Origin of the sequence: Mycobacterium sp. (assembly GCF_036273375.1) — a bacterium.
In the GTDB taxonomy this organism is placed as follows: Bacteria; Actinomycetota; Actinomycetes; order Mycobacteriales; family Mycobacteriaceae; genus Mycobacterium.
Window position 1 is genome coordinate 1 of record NZ_DASUHS010000059.1, and the last position, 15,485, is coordinate 15,485.

Annotated in this window: 16 protein-coding genes; 6 read left to right on the forward strand and 10 right to left on the reverse strand. The window is 67.2% G+C overall.

Annotation, left to right across the window (positions count from 1 at the left end; all coding sequences use genetic code 11):
• Together VFW69_RS05335 and VFW69_RS05340 are read right to left on the reverse strand one after the other, a co-directional pair.
• Positions 1 to 1,400: Hsp70 family protein (locus VFW69_RS05335; RefSeq protein WP_526498900.1), on the reverse strand; the 1,400-nt coding region annotated here is incomplete at its 3' end.
• A gap of 153 nt (positions 1,401 to 1,553) precedes the next feature.
• Positions 1,554 to 2,783: a hypothetical protein gene (locus tag VFW69_RS05340; protein WP_526498902.1), complete on the reverse strand. Its 1,230-nt coding sequence runs from the start codon at positions 2,781 to 2,783 to the stop codon at positions 1,554 to 1,556.
• A gap of 38 nt (positions 2,784 to 2,821) precedes the next feature.
• Here VFW69_RS05340 and VFW69_RS05345 point away from each other — a divergent pair, with 38 nt between their 5' ends.
• Positions 2,822 to 3,442 carry a TetR/AcrR family transcriptional regulator gene (locus VFW69_RS05345; protein ID WP_526498904.1) on the forward strand — a complete coding sequence of 207 codons (621 nt, stop codon included), beginning with the start codon at positions 2,822 to 2,824 and terminating at the stop codon, positions 3,440 to 3,442.
• A 4-nt stretch (positions 3,443 to 3,446) separates the two neighbouring features.
• Positions 3,447 to 3,923, forward strand: coding sequence for a nuclear transport factor 2 family protein (locus tag VFW69_RS05350; protein ID WP_526498906.1), 477 nt, complete (start codon positions 3,447 to 3,449; stop codon positions 3,921 to 3,923).
• A gap of 4 nt (positions 3,924 to 3,927) precedes the next feature.
• On the opposite strand, the gene VFW69_RS05355 is transcribed toward VFW69_RS05350, so the two are convergent.
• Together VFW69_RS05355 and VFW69_RS05360 are read right to left on the reverse strand one after the other, a co-directional pair.
• A complete protein-coding gene (locus tag VFW69_RS05355) occupies positions 3,928 to 4,587 on the reverse strand; it encodes a L,D-transpeptidase family protein (RefSeq protein WP_526498908.1) in 660 nt (219 codons plus the stop codon).
• A gap of 99 nt (positions 4,588 to 4,686) precedes the next feature.
• Positions 4,687 to 5,364, reverse strand: a complete 678-nt coding sequence (locus tag VFW69_RS05360; protein WP_526498910.1) for a phosphatase PAP2 family protein — start codon at positions 5,362 to 5,364, stop codon at positions 4,687 to 4,689.
• A 138-nt stretch (positions 5,365 to 5,502) separates the two neighbouring features.
• Here VFW69_RS05360 and VFW69_RS05365 point away from each other — a divergent pair, with 138 nt between their 5' ends.
• Positions 5,503 to 5,985, forward strand: coding sequence for a hypothetical protein (locus tag VFW69_RS05365; protein ID WP_526498912.1), 483 nt, complete (start codon positions 5,503 to 5,505; stop codon positions 5,983 to 5,985).
• Here VFW69_RS05365 and VFW69_RS05370 read toward each other — a convergent pair.
• Positions 5,969 to 6,253 carry a hypothetical protein gene (locus tag VFW69_RS05370; protein WP_526498914.1) on the reverse strand — a complete coding sequence of 95 codons (285 nt, stop codon included), beginning with the start codon at positions 6,251 to 6,253 and terminating at the stop codon, positions 5,969 to 5,971. The two genes, VFW69_RS05365 and VFW69_RS05370, sit on opposite strands and share 17 nt — an antisense overlap.
• A gap of 74 nt (positions 6,254 to 6,327) precedes the next feature.
• On the opposite strand from VFW69_RS05370, the gene bluB reads away from it, so the two are divergent.
• Both bluB and VFW69_RS05380 read left to right on the forward strand, forming a co-directional pair.
• On the forward strand, positions 6,328 to 6,996 hold the full coding sequence (gene bluB, locus VFW69_RS05375) for a 5,6-dimethylbenzimidazole synthase (RefSeq protein WP_526498916.1): 669 nt from the start codon (positions 6,328 to 6,330) through the stop codon (positions 6,994 to 6,996).
• Positions 6,997 to 7,078: 82 nt separating this feature from the next.
• Positions 7,079 to 8,482 carry a sulfatase family protein gene (locus VFW69_RS05380; protein WP_526499062.1) on the forward strand — a complete coding sequence of 468 codons (1,404 nt, stop codon included), beginning with the start codon at positions 7,079 to 7,081 and terminating at the stop codon, positions 8,480 to 8,482.
• Positions 8,483 to 8,544: 62 nt separating this feature from the next.
• Here VFW69_RS05380 and VFW69_RS05385 read toward each other — a convergent pair whose 3' ends face one another.
• A complete protein-coding gene (locus tag VFW69_RS05385; RefSeq protein WP_526498918.1) occupies positions 8,545 to 9,330 on the reverse strand; it encodes a trans-aconitate 2-methyltransferase in 786 nt (261 codons plus the stop codon).
• A 164-nt stretch (positions 9,331 to 9,494) separates the two neighbouring features.
• Between VFW69_RS05385 and VFW69_RS05390 the strand changes: the two genes are divergently transcribed.
• On the forward strand, positions 9,495 to 10,694 hold the full coding sequence (locus tag VFW69_RS05390; protein WP_526498920.1) for an alpha/beta hydrolase family protein: 1,200 nt from the start codon (positions 9,495 to 9,497) through the stop codon (positions 10,692 to 10,694).
• Here the strand turns inward: VFW69_RS05390 and eccE are convergent.
• The 4 genes from eccE to VFW69_RS05410 form a co-directional block, all read right to left on the reverse strand.
• Positions 10,684 to 11,703 (reverse strand): type VII secretion protein EccE, encoded by a 1,020-nt coding sequence (gene eccE / locus VFW69_RS05395; RefSeq protein ID WP_526498922.1) that lies wholly within the window; start codon positions 11,701 to 11,703, stop codon positions 10,684 to 10,686. The two genes, VFW69_RS05390 and eccE, sit on opposite strands and share 11 nt — an antisense overlap.
• Positions 11,700 to 13,100 carry a type VII secretion-associated serine protease mycosin gene (gene mycP, locus VFW69_RS05400; protein WP_526498924.1) on the reverse strand — a complete coding sequence of 467 codons (1,401 nt, stop codon included), beginning with the start codon at positions 13,098 to 13,100 and terminating at the stop codon, positions 11,700 to 11,702. Before mycP ends, eccE begins: the two co-directional genes overlap by 4 nt.
• Positions 13,097 to 14,521 carry a type VII secretion integral membrane protein EccD gene (gene eccD, locus VFW69_RS05405; protein WP_526498926.1) on the reverse strand — a complete coding sequence of 475 codons (1,425 nt, stop codon included), beginning with the start codon at positions 14,519 to 14,521 and terminating at the stop codon, positions 13,097 to 13,099. Before eccD ends, mycP begins: the two co-directional genes overlap by 4 nt.
• A gap of 75 nt (positions 14,522 to 14,596) precedes the next feature.
• On the reverse strand, positions 14,597 to 15,484 hold the full coding sequence (locus VFW69_RS05410) for an ESX secretion-associated protein EspG (RefSeq protein WP_526498928.1): 888 nt from the start codon (positions 15,482 to 15,484) through the stop codon (positions 14,597 to 14,599).
• Position 15,485 lies beyond the last annotated feature (1 nt).

Below are 15,485 nucleotides of genomic sequence, written 5' to 3' on the forward strand. Positions count from 1 at the left end.
CGGTTTTCTATCCCGGTCAGCGTGTAGGCCACCCCGCCGATCGCCGTCATGGCGACCACGGCCGACATGCCGATGATCAACTGAGAGAACCGAAGGCGCAGCCAGGGCCGGCGTTCCCGCGGCGGTTGGATGACGTTGAGCCGCATCGACCAGCCGGACGGACCGTCTTCGTCGTAGGTTTCCCCACCGAACCGCATCCGTAGGTCACCGGGGTATTCGGTTTGCGACCAAGCTAATTCGCGATCGGTAAGCGCCTCATCATCGATCACCAGCACATCGCCGGCCCCCAGGTCGACGACGTCACCGGCGGCGTCGGCAGAAGCGAGCAGCCCTATCGACGTCCGCGTGCGCAGATCCAGCTCGCCGCCGTGCGAAGCCAGGATCAGCGCCCCGCTGGCCGCTGCCAGGGCCGGCTGCAACGGCGTCAGGATCGGCATCCGACCGTGCATCGAAAGCCGTTCGGTGACAAGCGGAATGCGCGCGCCTCCGCCGACCGTAACCACCGCGACAAGGTCTGACCAGCTCGTGCGGTAGCGCACCAGCATGTCGTCGAAGGCGTAGATGAAGCCGGTCAGCCGATCCTGAATCATCTCTTCGAGGTCGTCTTGCGTCAGCGTCAAACTGCAACTGCGCCCGCCCAGCACCGCGGTGATGTCGGTGGTCATGTCGGTCGAGAGCCGCTCCTTGCCCACGCGGCATTGTTCCCCGAGTTCAACGAGCTGCCCGACACCGGCGGTGCTGGCCGGGTCGAGGCCACTGCCATGCCCCAGCTCCTCGAAGGCACGCAGCTGCAACTCCTGATCGATCTCGTCACCGGACAACGCGGCGTAACGCATGGTGGCGCTGACGAGTTCGAAGTCCCCCGCGACATTGACCAATGTGGCCGACGTGCCGCTGCCCCCGAAGTCGAGCAGCCCCACCACGCCCTCGTCGGGCAGGCCGAGCTCGGACTTCACCGCTGTCAGCGACGCGATCGCGTCCGAGACCAGCCGCGGCGCCATACCGCTTCGCACGAAGCCCAGATGGGTTCGCAGCGCGTCCCGCAACGCCTGCACCGTCGCCGGTTTCCAATGCGCCGGCACGGCAATGGAAATCTCCGCGCACGCCGCATCCGCGCCTGCCGCGAGCACCATCGCGTCCAGCGCTTCCACCGTCAGCAGTTCCGGGTCGTGCGTGGAGCCGTCGGGTGACACCAGCGCAACGGAATCACCGATGCGCTCGATAAAGCCCTTCATCGGTACGCCAGGCTCGGTTAGGTGCGGGTTCTCATCGGGTGCACCGAGTTTCGGTGCACAGTGCGGGTAAAGGGTGAGCACAGACCGGCGGGTAACCGGTGGGCTTCCATTACGCGCAGCGACCAGGTTCGTGGTCCCGATCGACAACCCGAGTGGGTCGTACATAGAGCGAAACCTTCGTCTATAGGGGTCGATGGCCAGCGTTAACGATAGCCGCGGACACGCGGAAAGCCGATGCTTCGCAATGTCATTGGTATCCCCTCGATGCGCTTGCGTCACCGAAGCGGTACCGAAAACCCCTTGACAAAAAGCTTTTCGTTACAACACGGTTAGCGGCAGCGAATGCCTGGGCTCGAACTGGAAGGTCGATCCTCCACTGACCCTGACCACGGAAACCTCTGGCAGTTCCTTGGTGGGAGTGTCGGTTTCGACCAGTTCGGCCGTCCAGTCGGTGGCCGTCCCGCTAACTCGAACCTCGATGTGCGGGTCCACCGCGGTGGCGATCGCCTGGAGCGGCTGCACGGATTCCGGCGAGCACAGCGAGATCCAGGATTCGTCGTCATGGGCCGGCGACGCGTGGACGTGCAGACGGTTCGATTCCGTCTCGGCGACAACGTAGGCAGCAGGATTCAGCAGCGGGTGCAGCCCGAGGACGCGCAGCACACCTTCGAGCCCGCCCGGAATTTTCAGTGCGCGGTGAATGCGCTCGGCGGCCATGCCCGCGATGCCGATCAGGCCGCGGGTGCACACGCTGACGGCTTCGTCGTCGTTGGCGGCACGTGCGGCCACCGCGATCGCGAACGACAGATACAGCAGGTGCATCTGCAGGCATACCTCGTCGGCCATCCGGACCAGCGCTGAATGCGAGAAGGCGGCGAAGTCGAAATCGGACAGCAACGCCCCGGAGTAATCAGCCTGCCCCTCGTCCGAGGAGTCAATGGGATCGAGTTCCCATGTCGCAGCACGCGTTCGGCTGACGATGTCGAGGGCCGGGATGCTTTGCGCTTCGGGATAAGACTCGTCGATGATGACGGTCCACGCGCAATGCGGATGCCGGTCCGACGGCGTCCGCGGCGGGCGGTGGATGGGGCGCACCTGGGCGCGCGGGTTGGTCGCGATCGCGGTGGCGTCGAAGGTCGGGTCCTCGATGGTGTGGCACATGCCGAACACGTACTGCTCGCCCATGGGCTCGACGTCGAGCAGGGCGCCGCAGTGGTCGAGGTGGAATTCGCCATGCCAGCGATCGTGGACCGTGTAGCGGAAATCCATGAATTGCGGTGGGGCACCGATGTCAAGCTGCAGGCCCTTGAAGATCGTCACCACATCGTTGCCCTCGTAGTTCAGCGCTTTCTGCATGCGCCGGGTATAGATCGGGCTGGAGCCTGCCCACTCCTCGATGGCGATTTGGACCATCTCTTCTCGGCCGAACGAGGAAATGCACCACGCCATCCCGGATCGGTCGATCAGCTGCCCGATCAGCAGCAGTTCGGGAACCAAGACGACGAGCTCGTCGCGGGACAATCGCGCATATCGCGAGGGGCTGCTCACGCCCCAAAAATAGACGCGACTATGTTATAAAGTCAACAATGTCCATTTATGCTGGCCAGACGCCTGAACGCCCGGTTGGCCCCACCCGGCGCACCACCGCGCCACGCAAGCGCGGCGATGACACTCGGGCGAAGATCATCGATGAGACGGTCCGCTGCATCGTGGAGGAGGGATTCTCCGCCGCCACCGCCAAGCACGTGGCCGAACGCGCGGGCGTGACCTGGGGAGTCATCCAGTACCACTTCGGGGATCGCAACGGCCTGCTGATGGCCGTGGTGGACGACGGGGTGGCCCGACTGGTCGACAGCCTGTCGTCGGCCGACGTCAGCGAGCTGCCCCTGCGGATGCGCATCGAGGTCGTCGTCGACACCGCCTGGAGCTGCTACAGCAGCCCGACGTCGATGGCCGCCTTCGAAATCCTGCGCGAGACCCGCGGAGGCCAGGACCCGTCCTCGCGCCGCCACCTGCTCGACATGAACGCCGCGGTCGGACAGCTGGGCAGACTGATCACCACCGATCCCGCTCATTCCGGTGTGGCCGAAGTCATTTGGGCCACGCTGCGCGGTGTGGTGCTGGCGCAGATGGTCACCGGCGCCGCCATCGATTGGAGCCTCGAACGACGCGCCCTCGTCGACATGGTCACCCGTGTGCTGCAATGACCTGATGACCCTCGACGATCTCGCCGATATCGAAGCCATCAAGCAAGTCAAGTACCGATACCTGCGCGCGATGGACACCAAGCACTGGGACGACTTCGCCGACACAATGACCGAGGACATCGTCGGCGCTTATGGGTCGTCGCTGGGCAAAGAGCTGCACTTCGACAACCGCACCGACCTCGTGGAGTACCTGAGCTCGGCGATGGGCCCGGGCCTCGTCACCGAACACCGGGTGACCCATCCGGAGATCATCGTCGACGGCGATACCGCAACGGGCAGTTGGTATCTGCAGGACCGGGTGATCGTCGCCAAGTTCGACTTCATGCTGATCGGGGCGGCCTTCTACCGAGACACCTACCGGCGCACCGAGAACGGCTGGAAGATCAGCGGCACCGGCTACGAGCGGACCTACGACGCCACAATGTCGTTGAAAGGCATGGACTTTAACGTCAAGCCCGGTCGCGCCATCGCCGCCGACTGAGGCGCTACTTGGTGATGGCGATGACCGCGCCCGGCCGCAGCCATTTCATGATCGACACCAGCTGAGCGTCGTCCACCGCCACGCAGCCCTCCGTGGGTTTCCCATCGGTGGTGTGGAAGAAGAACGCGGCGCCACCACCCGGGGTCTTGTTCTGGTTGACGCCCATCACGACGGCGTGTTTGTACTGCGGGATTTGCAGGTTTTCGCTGTCACCGGTGTTGAACGGGCACTGCGCCTTCTGACACACCTGCATGGAATTGAACGTGGGACTGTGGTCGTCGCCGCTCCACCAGTAGTTGGCACCGGACACCTGGGTGTAGGGCAACCCGGTGCCGGGATTCGGCGCCGTGCCGAACGCCGAGTCCAGGCTGTACACGCCCATCGGCGTGGCCGGAACACCGCTCTTGGCCTGCGGCGCCATCCCCGCCGAGCCCACGTGGGTGGGGATGCCGGACCGCAGCGACTGCCAGCCGCTGCCGGTGCGCTGGAAAATTTCCATGTTCGCGTTGGAGCCTCCGGTGCTCACCACCGAAACCACCTGGCTCGCATTGCCGACAGCGTTCGCGAACCAGGGAGCGCCTGCGGCGGCACCGATCGGCGCCAGCACCACCGAGGCGAAGAATACGCACGCCGCGGCGCACAGTGAAGTGAGCAGTCGGTGCATGCACTCCATCGTCAAACAGGCACGTCGTCAGGGTCAAGTAAAGCTTTAGCCCCAGTTGGGTCACCGTGTCGTGACCAAATATCCACCGGGACAGCATTGTTAGCGCATGGCGGCGGTTTCGGTCGCGCGCCGCGGGCCGGCGGATCGCTTGATCGAGGGCCGAAAAATCAAGAGACACAACAGGAAATACAGGTATCCGAGTGACCAGCCGGCCAGCACGTCGGACGGGTAGTGCACGTTCAGCGCCACCCGCGAGATGCCGACCGTCAGCAGCGACACCGCCACCACCGCGACCGCGATGCCGCGGATCATCCGGTTCAGCATCGGAAAGAAGAAGCACAACACGGCGAGCAGCGCGGCCGTCGCCTCCAGCGCATGCCCCGACGGGAAGGAGGTGGAGGGCGCGGCGACCAGCATGGTCGCCGGGCGGGGACGGTTGACCAGGGCCTTGGCCGCAGCGGTCGCGAACTCGTTGAACGGCCCGCACGCGAAGGCCAGCACCAGCGCGGCCCGCAGATTGCGCATCAGCAGGGCGAACACCGTCATCGCAATCCCCAGCGCGGACATCGGGACCGGACCCAACGCATAGGACACGCCTTCCCAAAACCGTAGCCAAAGGGGATGTTTGAGCGCGACGTCGCGAGCCGCGGTCAGTAACCACCAATCCATCCGGTACAGCCAATTCCAGTGCTGGCCGTAACCCGCCCACATCACCGCGTACACCGTGGCGGCCAGCGCCGCGATCCAGGCGGCCACCGGCGTCCTCGGGCGAGTCATAACCAACCGATACCAGCAGTGCCGGCGGGTGACATGCGGGCGACCCGCTGCACCCGGCGACAAGCGCCGCGCTTGCGATCGCCCGGTGACATGCGGGCGACCCGTCCCTCGGGATCGCTCGCGCGTCATACTGTCGAGATGGCCGTCTTTGTCCGTAGGTTGTTCGGCATCGGCAAGCTGCCTGACCAGCTGCATGCCCAGGTCGAGTCGGAAGGCCTCACCTACCTCGCCGATTACGTCGCCGTGACCCGCCGATTCAGCGGCACCATCCCCGGTGTGCGGTTGCCGCACAGCGTCGCCAGCTACACGGGTTCGCTGGTCTTCACCTCGGAGCGGGTGCTGGCAACGCTTTCCATGCTGCCCCGGTTGGCCGGCCCCACGGTCAACGTGCGCTGGGACGCGCCGCAGACAGGAGCGGCGCAGGTGCAGATCTCGCCGACCGGACTGCAGGTCGACGCCGACGTCTCCCGAGTCGACGAGAAGTTCACCGGCGAGTTGTCGCTGCACTACAAGGCGGCCATTCCGGGCGATGTTCTGGCCAGCCTGCCCCGGCGGTCGCTGGCGTTCGACATGCCGCCGGAATACGTGTTCCGCGCGGTCGGGGTTACCTATAGTCCCTGATCGTGATGTGCGGCCAGGGCGGCTGCCGCAGCACCGCGAGGGTGCCGATCACCGCGGCCAGCAGGCCGGTGATCACCCCGATCAGCGCGATCCGGCTGTTGTCCACGGCCGGCGTCCAGGAGGCCTGCCCGTCGCGGATCGCGAACACCCCCAGCGGCTTGGTGGCCACGATGACGGTAGTGCCGTCCGGGGTCTGATAGGGCTCGCCGTAACCGCGGCCGGCGCCGCGTTCGGCGGCCAGCTGATCGAGCACATCGGAAGGCTTCACTGAAAACACTCCCTTCCTGGGTTCACCAGGTCCTTGGGTCTCGGCACGATCCACGTTAACGCCGATTTCCTACGATGGCAGGCGTGACCGGTGAGGCATTCAGCCCGCAAGAGCGGCGGGCCGTCTATCGCGTCATCTACGAGCGCCGTGACATGCGCCGATTCGTGCCCGGCGCGGTAGTGGACGAGGCCGTACTGGCGCGCCTGCTGCAGGCCGCACACGCGGCACCCAGCGTCGGGCTGATGCAGCCGTGGCGCTTCATCCGGATCACCGACGCTTCGCTGCGGCGGCGTATCCACGCCCTGGTCGACGAGGAACGCCCGCGCACCGCGAAAGCCCTGGGCGAGCGATCCGAGGAGTTCCTGGCGCTCAAGGTGGAGGGCATCCTCGAGTGCGCTGAGTTGTTCGTGGTGGCGCTGGGCGACGACCGCGACGCGCACGTGTTCGGCCGACGAACGCTACCGCAGATGGATCTGGCGTCGGTGTCGTGCGCGATCCAGAACCTGTGGCTGGCCGCTCGATCCGAGGGCCTCGGCATGGGCTGGGTGTCACTGTTCGATCCGCAACGGCTGGCGACGCTGCTGGGCATGCCGTCGGGCGCCGAACCGGTGGCCATCCTGTGCCTGGGTCCAGTGCCCGGATTCCCCGATCGCCCGGCGCTGGAACTGGACGGCTGGGCCGTCGCGCGACCGTTGTCGGAGTTCGTCTGCGAAAACCGGTGGGGTCAATTGCCGACGCCCTGACGCGTCGGCACTCAGGAATCACCCGGGAAGGTGCGGTAACGTCGCCGGTCGCAAGGCAATGTGAGAGGTGACGCCATTGGACATAGCGGACCAAAAGCGGAATACGGACTTTCAGGACAACGTGCTGATCGTGCACTGGCACGACCTGGGGCGCCACCTCGGCGCCTACGGCCACCCCGACGTGTCGAGCCCGCGACTGGACCGCCTTGCCGCCGAGGGGATCCTGTTCACCCGGGCGCACGCCACCGCGCCGCTGTGCTCGCCGTCGCGCGGATCGCTGTTCACCGGTCGCTACCCGCAGAACAACGGCCTGATCGGGCTGGCCCACCACGGCTGGGAATACCGCGACGGAATCCGGACCCTTCCGCAAATCTTGTCCGAATCGGGCTGGTATTCAGCGCTTTTCGGCATGCAACATGAGACCTCCTACCCGAAGCGGTTGGGTTTCGACGAGTTCGACGTGTCGAACTCATACTGCGACTACGTGGCCGACAAGGCGGACGAGTGGCTGCGGCAAAGCGCCGAAGGCCTTGTCGGACAGCCGTTTTTATTGACCGCCGGCTTCTTCGAGACGCACCGGCCCTATCCGCACGACCGTTACACGCCGGCGGACAGCGCCGCGGTGGATCCGCCCGATTACCTGCCCGACACCCCCGAGGTGCGCGGCGACCTCGCCGACTTCTACGGGGCGATCAGCACGGCCGACGCCGCCGTCGGGCGGCTGCTGGACGCGCTGACCGACACCGGTTTGGCCGCCAACACCTGGGTGGTGTTCTTCACCGATCACGGCCCGGCGTTTCCCAGGGCGAAATCCACGCTGTATGACGCCGGCACCGGCATCGGCATGATCATCCGCCCGCCGACCAACCGGGCCATGGATCCACGCGTCTACGACGAGCTGTTCAGCGCTGTCGACTTGGTCCCGACGTTGTTGGGGCTGTTGGGGATTGACACTCCGGCCGACGTCGACGGTATCTCACACGCGCCCGTGCTGCTGGAGCCGGATCCGCCAACCACACCGGTGCGCGATCACGTCTACACCATGAAGACCTACCACGACTCGTTCGATCCGATTCGCGCGATCCGCACCAAGGACTACAGCTACATCGAGAACTACGTGCCCCGTCCGCTGCTGGATCTACCGCTGGACATCGAGGAAAGCCCGTCCGGGCTGGCCGTCGCACCGTTCGTCAAGGCGCCGCGGCCCGAGCGTGAACTCTACGATCTGCGCACCGACCCCACCGAGACCACCAATCTGCTGGCCGATGATGGGGCCGATGCGAACGAGGTCGCAGCTAATCTTGCTGTGAGACTACACGATTGGCGTCAACGCACCGGTGACGTCATCCCATCGGAGTTCGCCGGCACCCGCATCTCCGCGCGGTACACCGAAACGTATCTGCAGATCCACCGGGCGAAGCCGACCCCCCGCTCGGCCATCGCCGCCGACCGCGGCATCGAAGAAGGCCGGCCCACGCAGCGTTAGTTGGCCTCAGATTGACGCGAAGTCGTTGCGGCGCCGGGGATCGGCAGGCGGCGGCCGCTGGGTTACCCGGCTGAGCGGCTCGAGCTACCCACCTCCGCGATGACGAACACCCGCCGGAAAGGGAAGATCGTCGAACCGTCGGATCGCGGCGGGTAGGCGTCCTGCAGCAGCGGGATCAGCTCCTCGCGGAACTGCTCCCACGTCTTGTCGTCGAGCCGCTCGCGCACCGGAACCAGCGCGGTGCCGGTGATCCACTCCAGCACCGGATGCTCGCCGGTCAGCTGGTGCAGATAGGTCGTCTCCCAGACGTCGACCTTGCATCCCGCGTCGAGCAGCAGATGGGCGTAATACGCCGGCGGCTGAACCACCGCGCCAACCCGAAATGGTATGTCGCGCAGCAACTTCGCGTACGGCTCCCGGCGGGCGAGCGCCCGCACCGCGGCGTAGGACGGCGACTCGAAGTTGCCCGGCATCTGGACACCGATCCACGATCCGGGCGCCAGGTCCCCCGCCCACCGCAGCAGCAGGTCCGCGTGCTCGGGCACCCAGTGCAGGGCCGCGTTGCTGACCACCACGTCGGTGTCGGGTTTGGGCTTCCAGTCGCGCAGGTCACCGGTGACGGCGTCGATGCCGCGTTCCTTGGCGGCGGCCACCATCTCCGGCGAGCTGTCCAGCGCCTCGATCACCGCGTCGGGCCAACGCCGGGCCAGGTACTTGGTCAGGTGGCCGGGGCCGCAACCGAGATCGACGACGCGACGCGCCCGCTCGGCACCCACCCGCGACAGCAGGTCGTAGAACGGGCGGCCGCGATGGTCGGCGAAGGCCAGGTAGACGTCCGGATCCCACATGTCGATCCTCCCGATCCTCGCGCCGCCGCCAGCCGGCCGATAGCAAACCGTACAACTCCTATGGTGCGCCGACGCGGCCCGTATGGTCCCGGGATAACACCGCACGACCGAAACCGGTCAAAACGCCCAGGAAACGCGCGCCCGTCGGGCTACCATCGGCGTTCGTGGCGCCCGACTCAGATCCGATCGACCCGCCCATCCCCGTTCCGCACGTCCCCGGCGCCGATCTACCGGCCGGCGCCGGCGGACTACCACCCCGCTCGGCGTTGTCGCCCCGCCAGCGAATGGTAGTCGAGGCATCGGCCCTCGGCGATCTGGCCCTGCGCACCTGGGTGGCCTCGCTGCTCTCCACCACGGTGGCGCCGTTCGTGGTCGCCGGCACGCTGCGGCAATCCAATTCCGCCACCGAGCGCGAAAATCTCGACTTCTATGCGGAGTTGGGGGCGGCGAAAGACCCGACGCGGTCGTTTCCGCCACCCACCGAGATCCCACGCGTCGCATCGCGGCGGGCCAGCCCGCTGGCGGAGTGGATCGCGCGCGGCACGGTCGACAACATCGCGTTCCCCAGCAGCTTCACCGCCATCAACCCTGCCATGCGCGCGCCGTGGGACGCGTGGCGGTCCAACAACACCGTGCGCGCGCAGCATTGGCGCCACGACGACGGGCCGCGTCCCACCCTGTGCGTGATCCACGGCTTCTTGGGATCGTCGTATCTGGCCAACGGGCGGTTCTTTTCGTTGCCGTGGTACTACCGGTCCGGTTACGACGTGCTGATGTACACGTTGCCCTTTCACGGCAAGCGGGCCGAAAAATATTCACCCTTCAGCGGTTTCGGCTATTTCGCCGGCGGGCTCAGCGGTTTCGCCGAGGCCATGGCACAGGCCGTGCACGACTTTCGTTCCATCATCGACTATCTGCGCCATACCGGGGTCGACCGCATCGCGCTGACCGGCATCTCGCTCGGCGGTTACACCTCGGCGCTGGTGGCCTCGGCCGACGATCGGCTCGAGGCGGTGATCCCCAACTGTCCAGTGGTCACCCCGTCGACGCTGTTCGACGAATGGTTCCCGGCCAACAAGCTGGTCCGGCTGGGCCTGCGCCTCTCCGACATCAGCCACGACGACTTGGTGGCCGGGCTGGCGTACCACTGCCCGCTGAACTACCGGCCGCTGCTGCCCGGGGACCGTCGAATGATCATCACCGGACTCGGCGACCGGATGGCGCCGCCCGACCATGCCATCAAGCTATGGCAACACTGGGATCAATGTGCGCTGCACTGGTTTCCGGGCAATCACGTGCTGCACGTCAGCCAGTTGGATTACCTGCGCCGCATGACCACGTTCCTGCAGGAGATCATGTTCTGACCACCTCGACGGTGTCGGCGCTGTCGCCGGTTTGGCCGAGCGAGGCGCGGTGGGCTCCGCCGAGCAGGGTGGGCCAGTGCAGCTGCACGAGCAGGTTCTCCGGCGCTGCGGCGTGTCCGCCCAGCCGACGCGTGGACAACAGGTCCAGCGCCGTCAACGCGGGCAGGTGGTTTCCGCGTTGCGGGGTCAGCCCGTCCACTGGCGCTTTGCCGTCCGGGCCGGTCTCCGTCTGGAACGCACAGGCCACCGCGACGGTGGGCCGGCTATTGTCACCCGCGATCTCCAACGCGGTGCAGGTTTCGCGCGCGGAATACGACCGGATGGCCTCCAAGGTCTCCGGCAGTGCGTCATCCACCCGAATTTGGTATGCGGCAAGGTAATCCGAGGCACCTCGCTGCACTCCCCGCCACCTCTCGCGGGGGTTGGACGTCAGCAGCCGCGGAACGTCGTCGGCCGCGACGGTAGTAGCTTCCCAACCGATCTCCCTCAGATGGTCGGCCAGCCGGCGGGCCGCGACCCGAGCGGTCTCGTGCAACGGGATCCGCGGAGAGCGAGCCTGCAGCGCAGCCAGATTATCCGGCGCCGATACGGTGAGCCCGATCCAGGTCTCACGTCGTGACACGTCGGAGGCGTTGTCGCGGATGGTGATTCGGATCTTGTCCGCCCGGATGCCGTAACGATCGAGGTAGCTCGCTATCAGCGGAAGGGGCAGCACGTCGGAGTCATCCTCCGGTGCGCCGAGGCGAATCAGGGCGGTTGCCGCCGTGTCGGAAGCGCTCGCGGGCACAGCGTTGCCGCGTCCGATCATCGCCAGGCGGCGGCGCAGGATGGTGGTGAAATGCAGACCGCCCCACCAGGCGAACAACACGATCACCACAGCGGCCGCGATGCCCAGTAGCCAGTAGTCGCGAGGCGTTCGCCACGGGTAGGCCATGACCGCGGGCACAATGGCCAGCAGCGCCAACGTGATTCGACCGCTCCCGGGAGTCGGTATCCGATGCTTGCTCACGGGGTGGGGTCCTTTCGTCGGCGTGCGGCGATTGCGGTGACTGCGCCGGCCACTGCGACCAGCACGGCCAGCGCGGCGGTGCCGGCCACCGCGACGGTCCGCGGTTTGGTGTCCTTGGGCGCCGGGGCCGGCGGCACGGCCACCGGCTTCACCGATGCCGCGCCGGGCTGATTACCGGCGGGCAGTTGCCAGGTCAGGGCCGCAACCGGATCCACGCTGCCGGTGCCGACGACGTTGGACGGGTCACGGGCGCCGTTATGCGCGGTTGCGGTGATGCGGTGCAACACTGCGGTGGCGTTCAGGTCGGGATACTTGCTGCGGACCAGCGCCGCGACACCGGCCACGTAGCCGGCCGCATACCCGGTCCCGCTCAGAGCGGCGAGTTGCTGGTGCCCGTCAGGCAGGCCGTTGGCCAGTCCGCCGCCGTCGGCGTTGCCGATCGACACGATGCGTTCGCCAGGCGCGGCGACACCCACCCACGGCCCCGCCACGGTGAATTTCGAGGGCTGGCCGTCCGGGGCCAGCGATGCCACCGACAACACGTACGGCTGCCACCACGACGGAATGGACACCGACGTGACACCGGCCCAATTCCGCGGATCGGCCGGGCGGCTCAGGTCGGTGAGCGGATTGGACTCACACGAGGCGCCGCCGGCGCCCGCTCCGCTGTCACCGGCGCCGGCCACGATCACCGCGTCCTTGTCCACCGCCGCGTAACGGACGGCCGCGCCAAGGGCGGCTTGGTCGACCGGCCGGTCCACGGGCATGCAGGTGGCCGGGCCGATGTCGATCACCCGGGCGCCGAGGTCGGCCGCGTGCACGATCGCCCGGGCGAGCGTCGACACCTCGGCCGACACCCGCGCCATCAGCGGATCACCACCCGGCGTCCGCGGCGAGAACTTGGTCGACGTCGTCCTGATCGACAGCACCCGCGCCGAGGGCGCCACGCCGGAGAACCCGTCGTCGGCCGAGGGCTGGCCGGCGATGAGCCCGGCCACCAGCGTTCCGTGTCCGTCGCAGTCGGTCAGCCCGTCGGTCGTCTCGACGAAATCACCGCCCGGTTCGACGTTGGAGAGCCGCGGCCCTGCCCGCACCCCGGTGTCGAGCACCGCCACCAGCTGGCCCTCGCCCCGCGAGAATTGCCATGCCGCAGGGAGATTCAGCATCGACTGGCTGGGTGTGATAGCACCGGGATCGGTGCCGGGAACGATCCCGGACGTGCTGCAGGGTCCGCGCTGCTCCATCGGCTCCCCTGGCCCCGGCGCCCCGCTGGGCGGCGAGGCGCCCGGGTCGACCGTCGGCGGGCTGATCGCGGATGCCGGCGGACTCGTCCACGTCGCGGCGGCAGGCAGCAACGCCAATGCCGCCGCGAACCAGGCTGATGCCGGCCGAATCATCGATTGAGCACCAAGCTGAACAGACCGACCACGAAAGCCATCACGGGAATCAGCGACGCGTCGAGTCCGGTCGCGACAAAGCCCACCAGCCGGCGCACCGGCAGCGAGTAGCTCTCCGGCGCAGCGATACCCGGGTTCAGCGCCACCACGATCCACCCGGAAACGAGCGCCAGGAGGACCAGCACCGCGCCCAGGGCGGCGGCGTAGCGTCCGGTCGAGGTGTAGAGCACCAGCAGCACGCCGGCGGCTAAGAAGGGCTGGGCGAGCAGCCACGCCTTGCACGCGGACGAGTCCCACACCCTGGCGCGCAGCACCGACGTCGCGGCGGTGGCCGCCACCACATACCAGCCCGCACCGCTGAGCGCCTCGGGCCGCAGCGCGATCGCCACCGAACCCAGGACGCTGAGTAGCACTGCGGCTGCGATGAATCCGCTCTGATGCGCGTCGCTGATCCGGACCCGGCGCGGCAGGTCCTCGAGCACCTGTAGCGACGGCGCCGACGGGGTGGGGTCCCCGGGCGCCGGGATGACCGGCAGCGGGAAACGCGCCCACAGCGCGGACAGTTGGGCCGCCTCGATGGTGACCAGCAACGCCGCCACGATCAGCCCGCAGCCGATGGCGATCGGCTTGAGATGCCAGAGCAATTCGGCGCCGGCGGCCAGCAGCACCCCGGCGCCCACCACCGCGGTCGCGGTGAAAAAGCCGGCGATGCGTTCACGTTCGGCGCTGGGCGCCATCAACGCGATCAGCGACCACGCGGTGACACCGGCCGCGGCCAGGGTCAATTGGGCGGGGCCGAATCTGCCCGGTACGGCCAGCGCGAGGGTCGCGGCGATGGGAACCAGTGCGGCGATTGAGAGCGCCATGCCGGTGCGGGCCGAGCGTGCGGTGACCAACAAGCCGACGATCGCGGTCAACGCCGCGACCGCGCTGACCGCGACCAGTCCCACCAGCGCACCGGTGGCCACCCGGTAGGCGACGGACAGCCCGGTCGCCAGGAACGCGACCGCGATCGCCGCGGCCAAAGCGCCCCGCTGAATATGCGTTGTGCCCCACGGCTTGAGCCGTGAAGTCGAGAAGATCATGGCCGCGTCGGCGATGTCCTCGACGATGCCGGGAGCGGCCGGACCGACCGGCAGCGCTTGTAGCGCCAGCAGGTCGCCGTCCACGACTCCGACCGTGTCCAGGCTGGCGTCCAGGCTGAACGGCGCGCCACCGATGGGGGCCAGGCTCAATTGGATCGCCGCGCCGACCTCGGCGGCACCGCGCGAGGCGGCGCCGTCTTCCGAGCCGCCGTTGACCGCGGCGGGAACCACCAAACGCTGGACGGCGGGCAGGATTTCGCGCAGCGGCAGCTCCGCAGGCAAGGCCATTTCCGTCAACCTGCTGTCCGCGAGGATTGCCACGCGGACGATCGGCATGACGGTTCCGGACGTCACCGGACCCTCGAAAAGTATTGTGGCCTTTGCTGGAACATCGTGCTCTCTTCTTTCGTTTTACGAGTGTTGGACGGAAAAATCTCGGGCTAACCGGTGTTCGGAGAACCATCCGGCATCTGGCAGTAGGGCGGTCAGTTGTTCGATCGCGACGGCGATCGCGAAAGGTGTTCCGGGCGCGAAGGTCGAGACCCACTCGCCGTCGAAGGCAAGGGACGGACTGACCAGCACCCGCCCCTCGCGTGCGTCGACAATGCTCATCCCCACCTCGCTGGTGGAGTGCCGGCCGTCGCGGTGGCAGCCGGCGACGATCTCGACGTAGCTGCGCGGTCCGTTGAACACCGCTTCCACCACCTTGCGTGCCGATTGCGGAATACCCAGGTAGTCAAGGACTTCGGCGAGCGGAGCACCCGAACGCAGTCGTTCGTCGGCTCGGGCACCGACCCGCGTAGGCATGCTGAACTCGTCGAACCGAGCGGGCGGCCGGTGCGCGAGGCCGACGGTGAGCACCGGGACCAACGCACGTGGATCGTCGATGTCCATGACGGTGAACGTGATCAGCTGCGCGCTGCGCAACGCGACCACGGTGATCGACGGCTTGCCGGCCACACCGGTGCGCTGCGCGACGACGCCGCGCAGCAACTCGGCGCCGCCGCCCACCCCGGTGTCCTTGGCCGCGCCGACGTAACGCATGTCCAGCCACCGTTCCGGAAAACACACCACTTTGATCCACTCGGCGACTGCGGGGTTGACGAGTCCACCTTCTGAGACCAGACCGAGTTCGGTCAGCTCAGCCTTCTGACGGTCGAGGAACGCGTTGCGTTCCGCGGCATCACGATAGGGCGAGGTGATTGCCAATACCCAGGGAAAGCTCCCCGCCCCAATCGTTTCCGCGAGGAACCAAGCGTGATCGACCGTCAGCTCGACGGCGTTGGGCGCTGAGTCCATC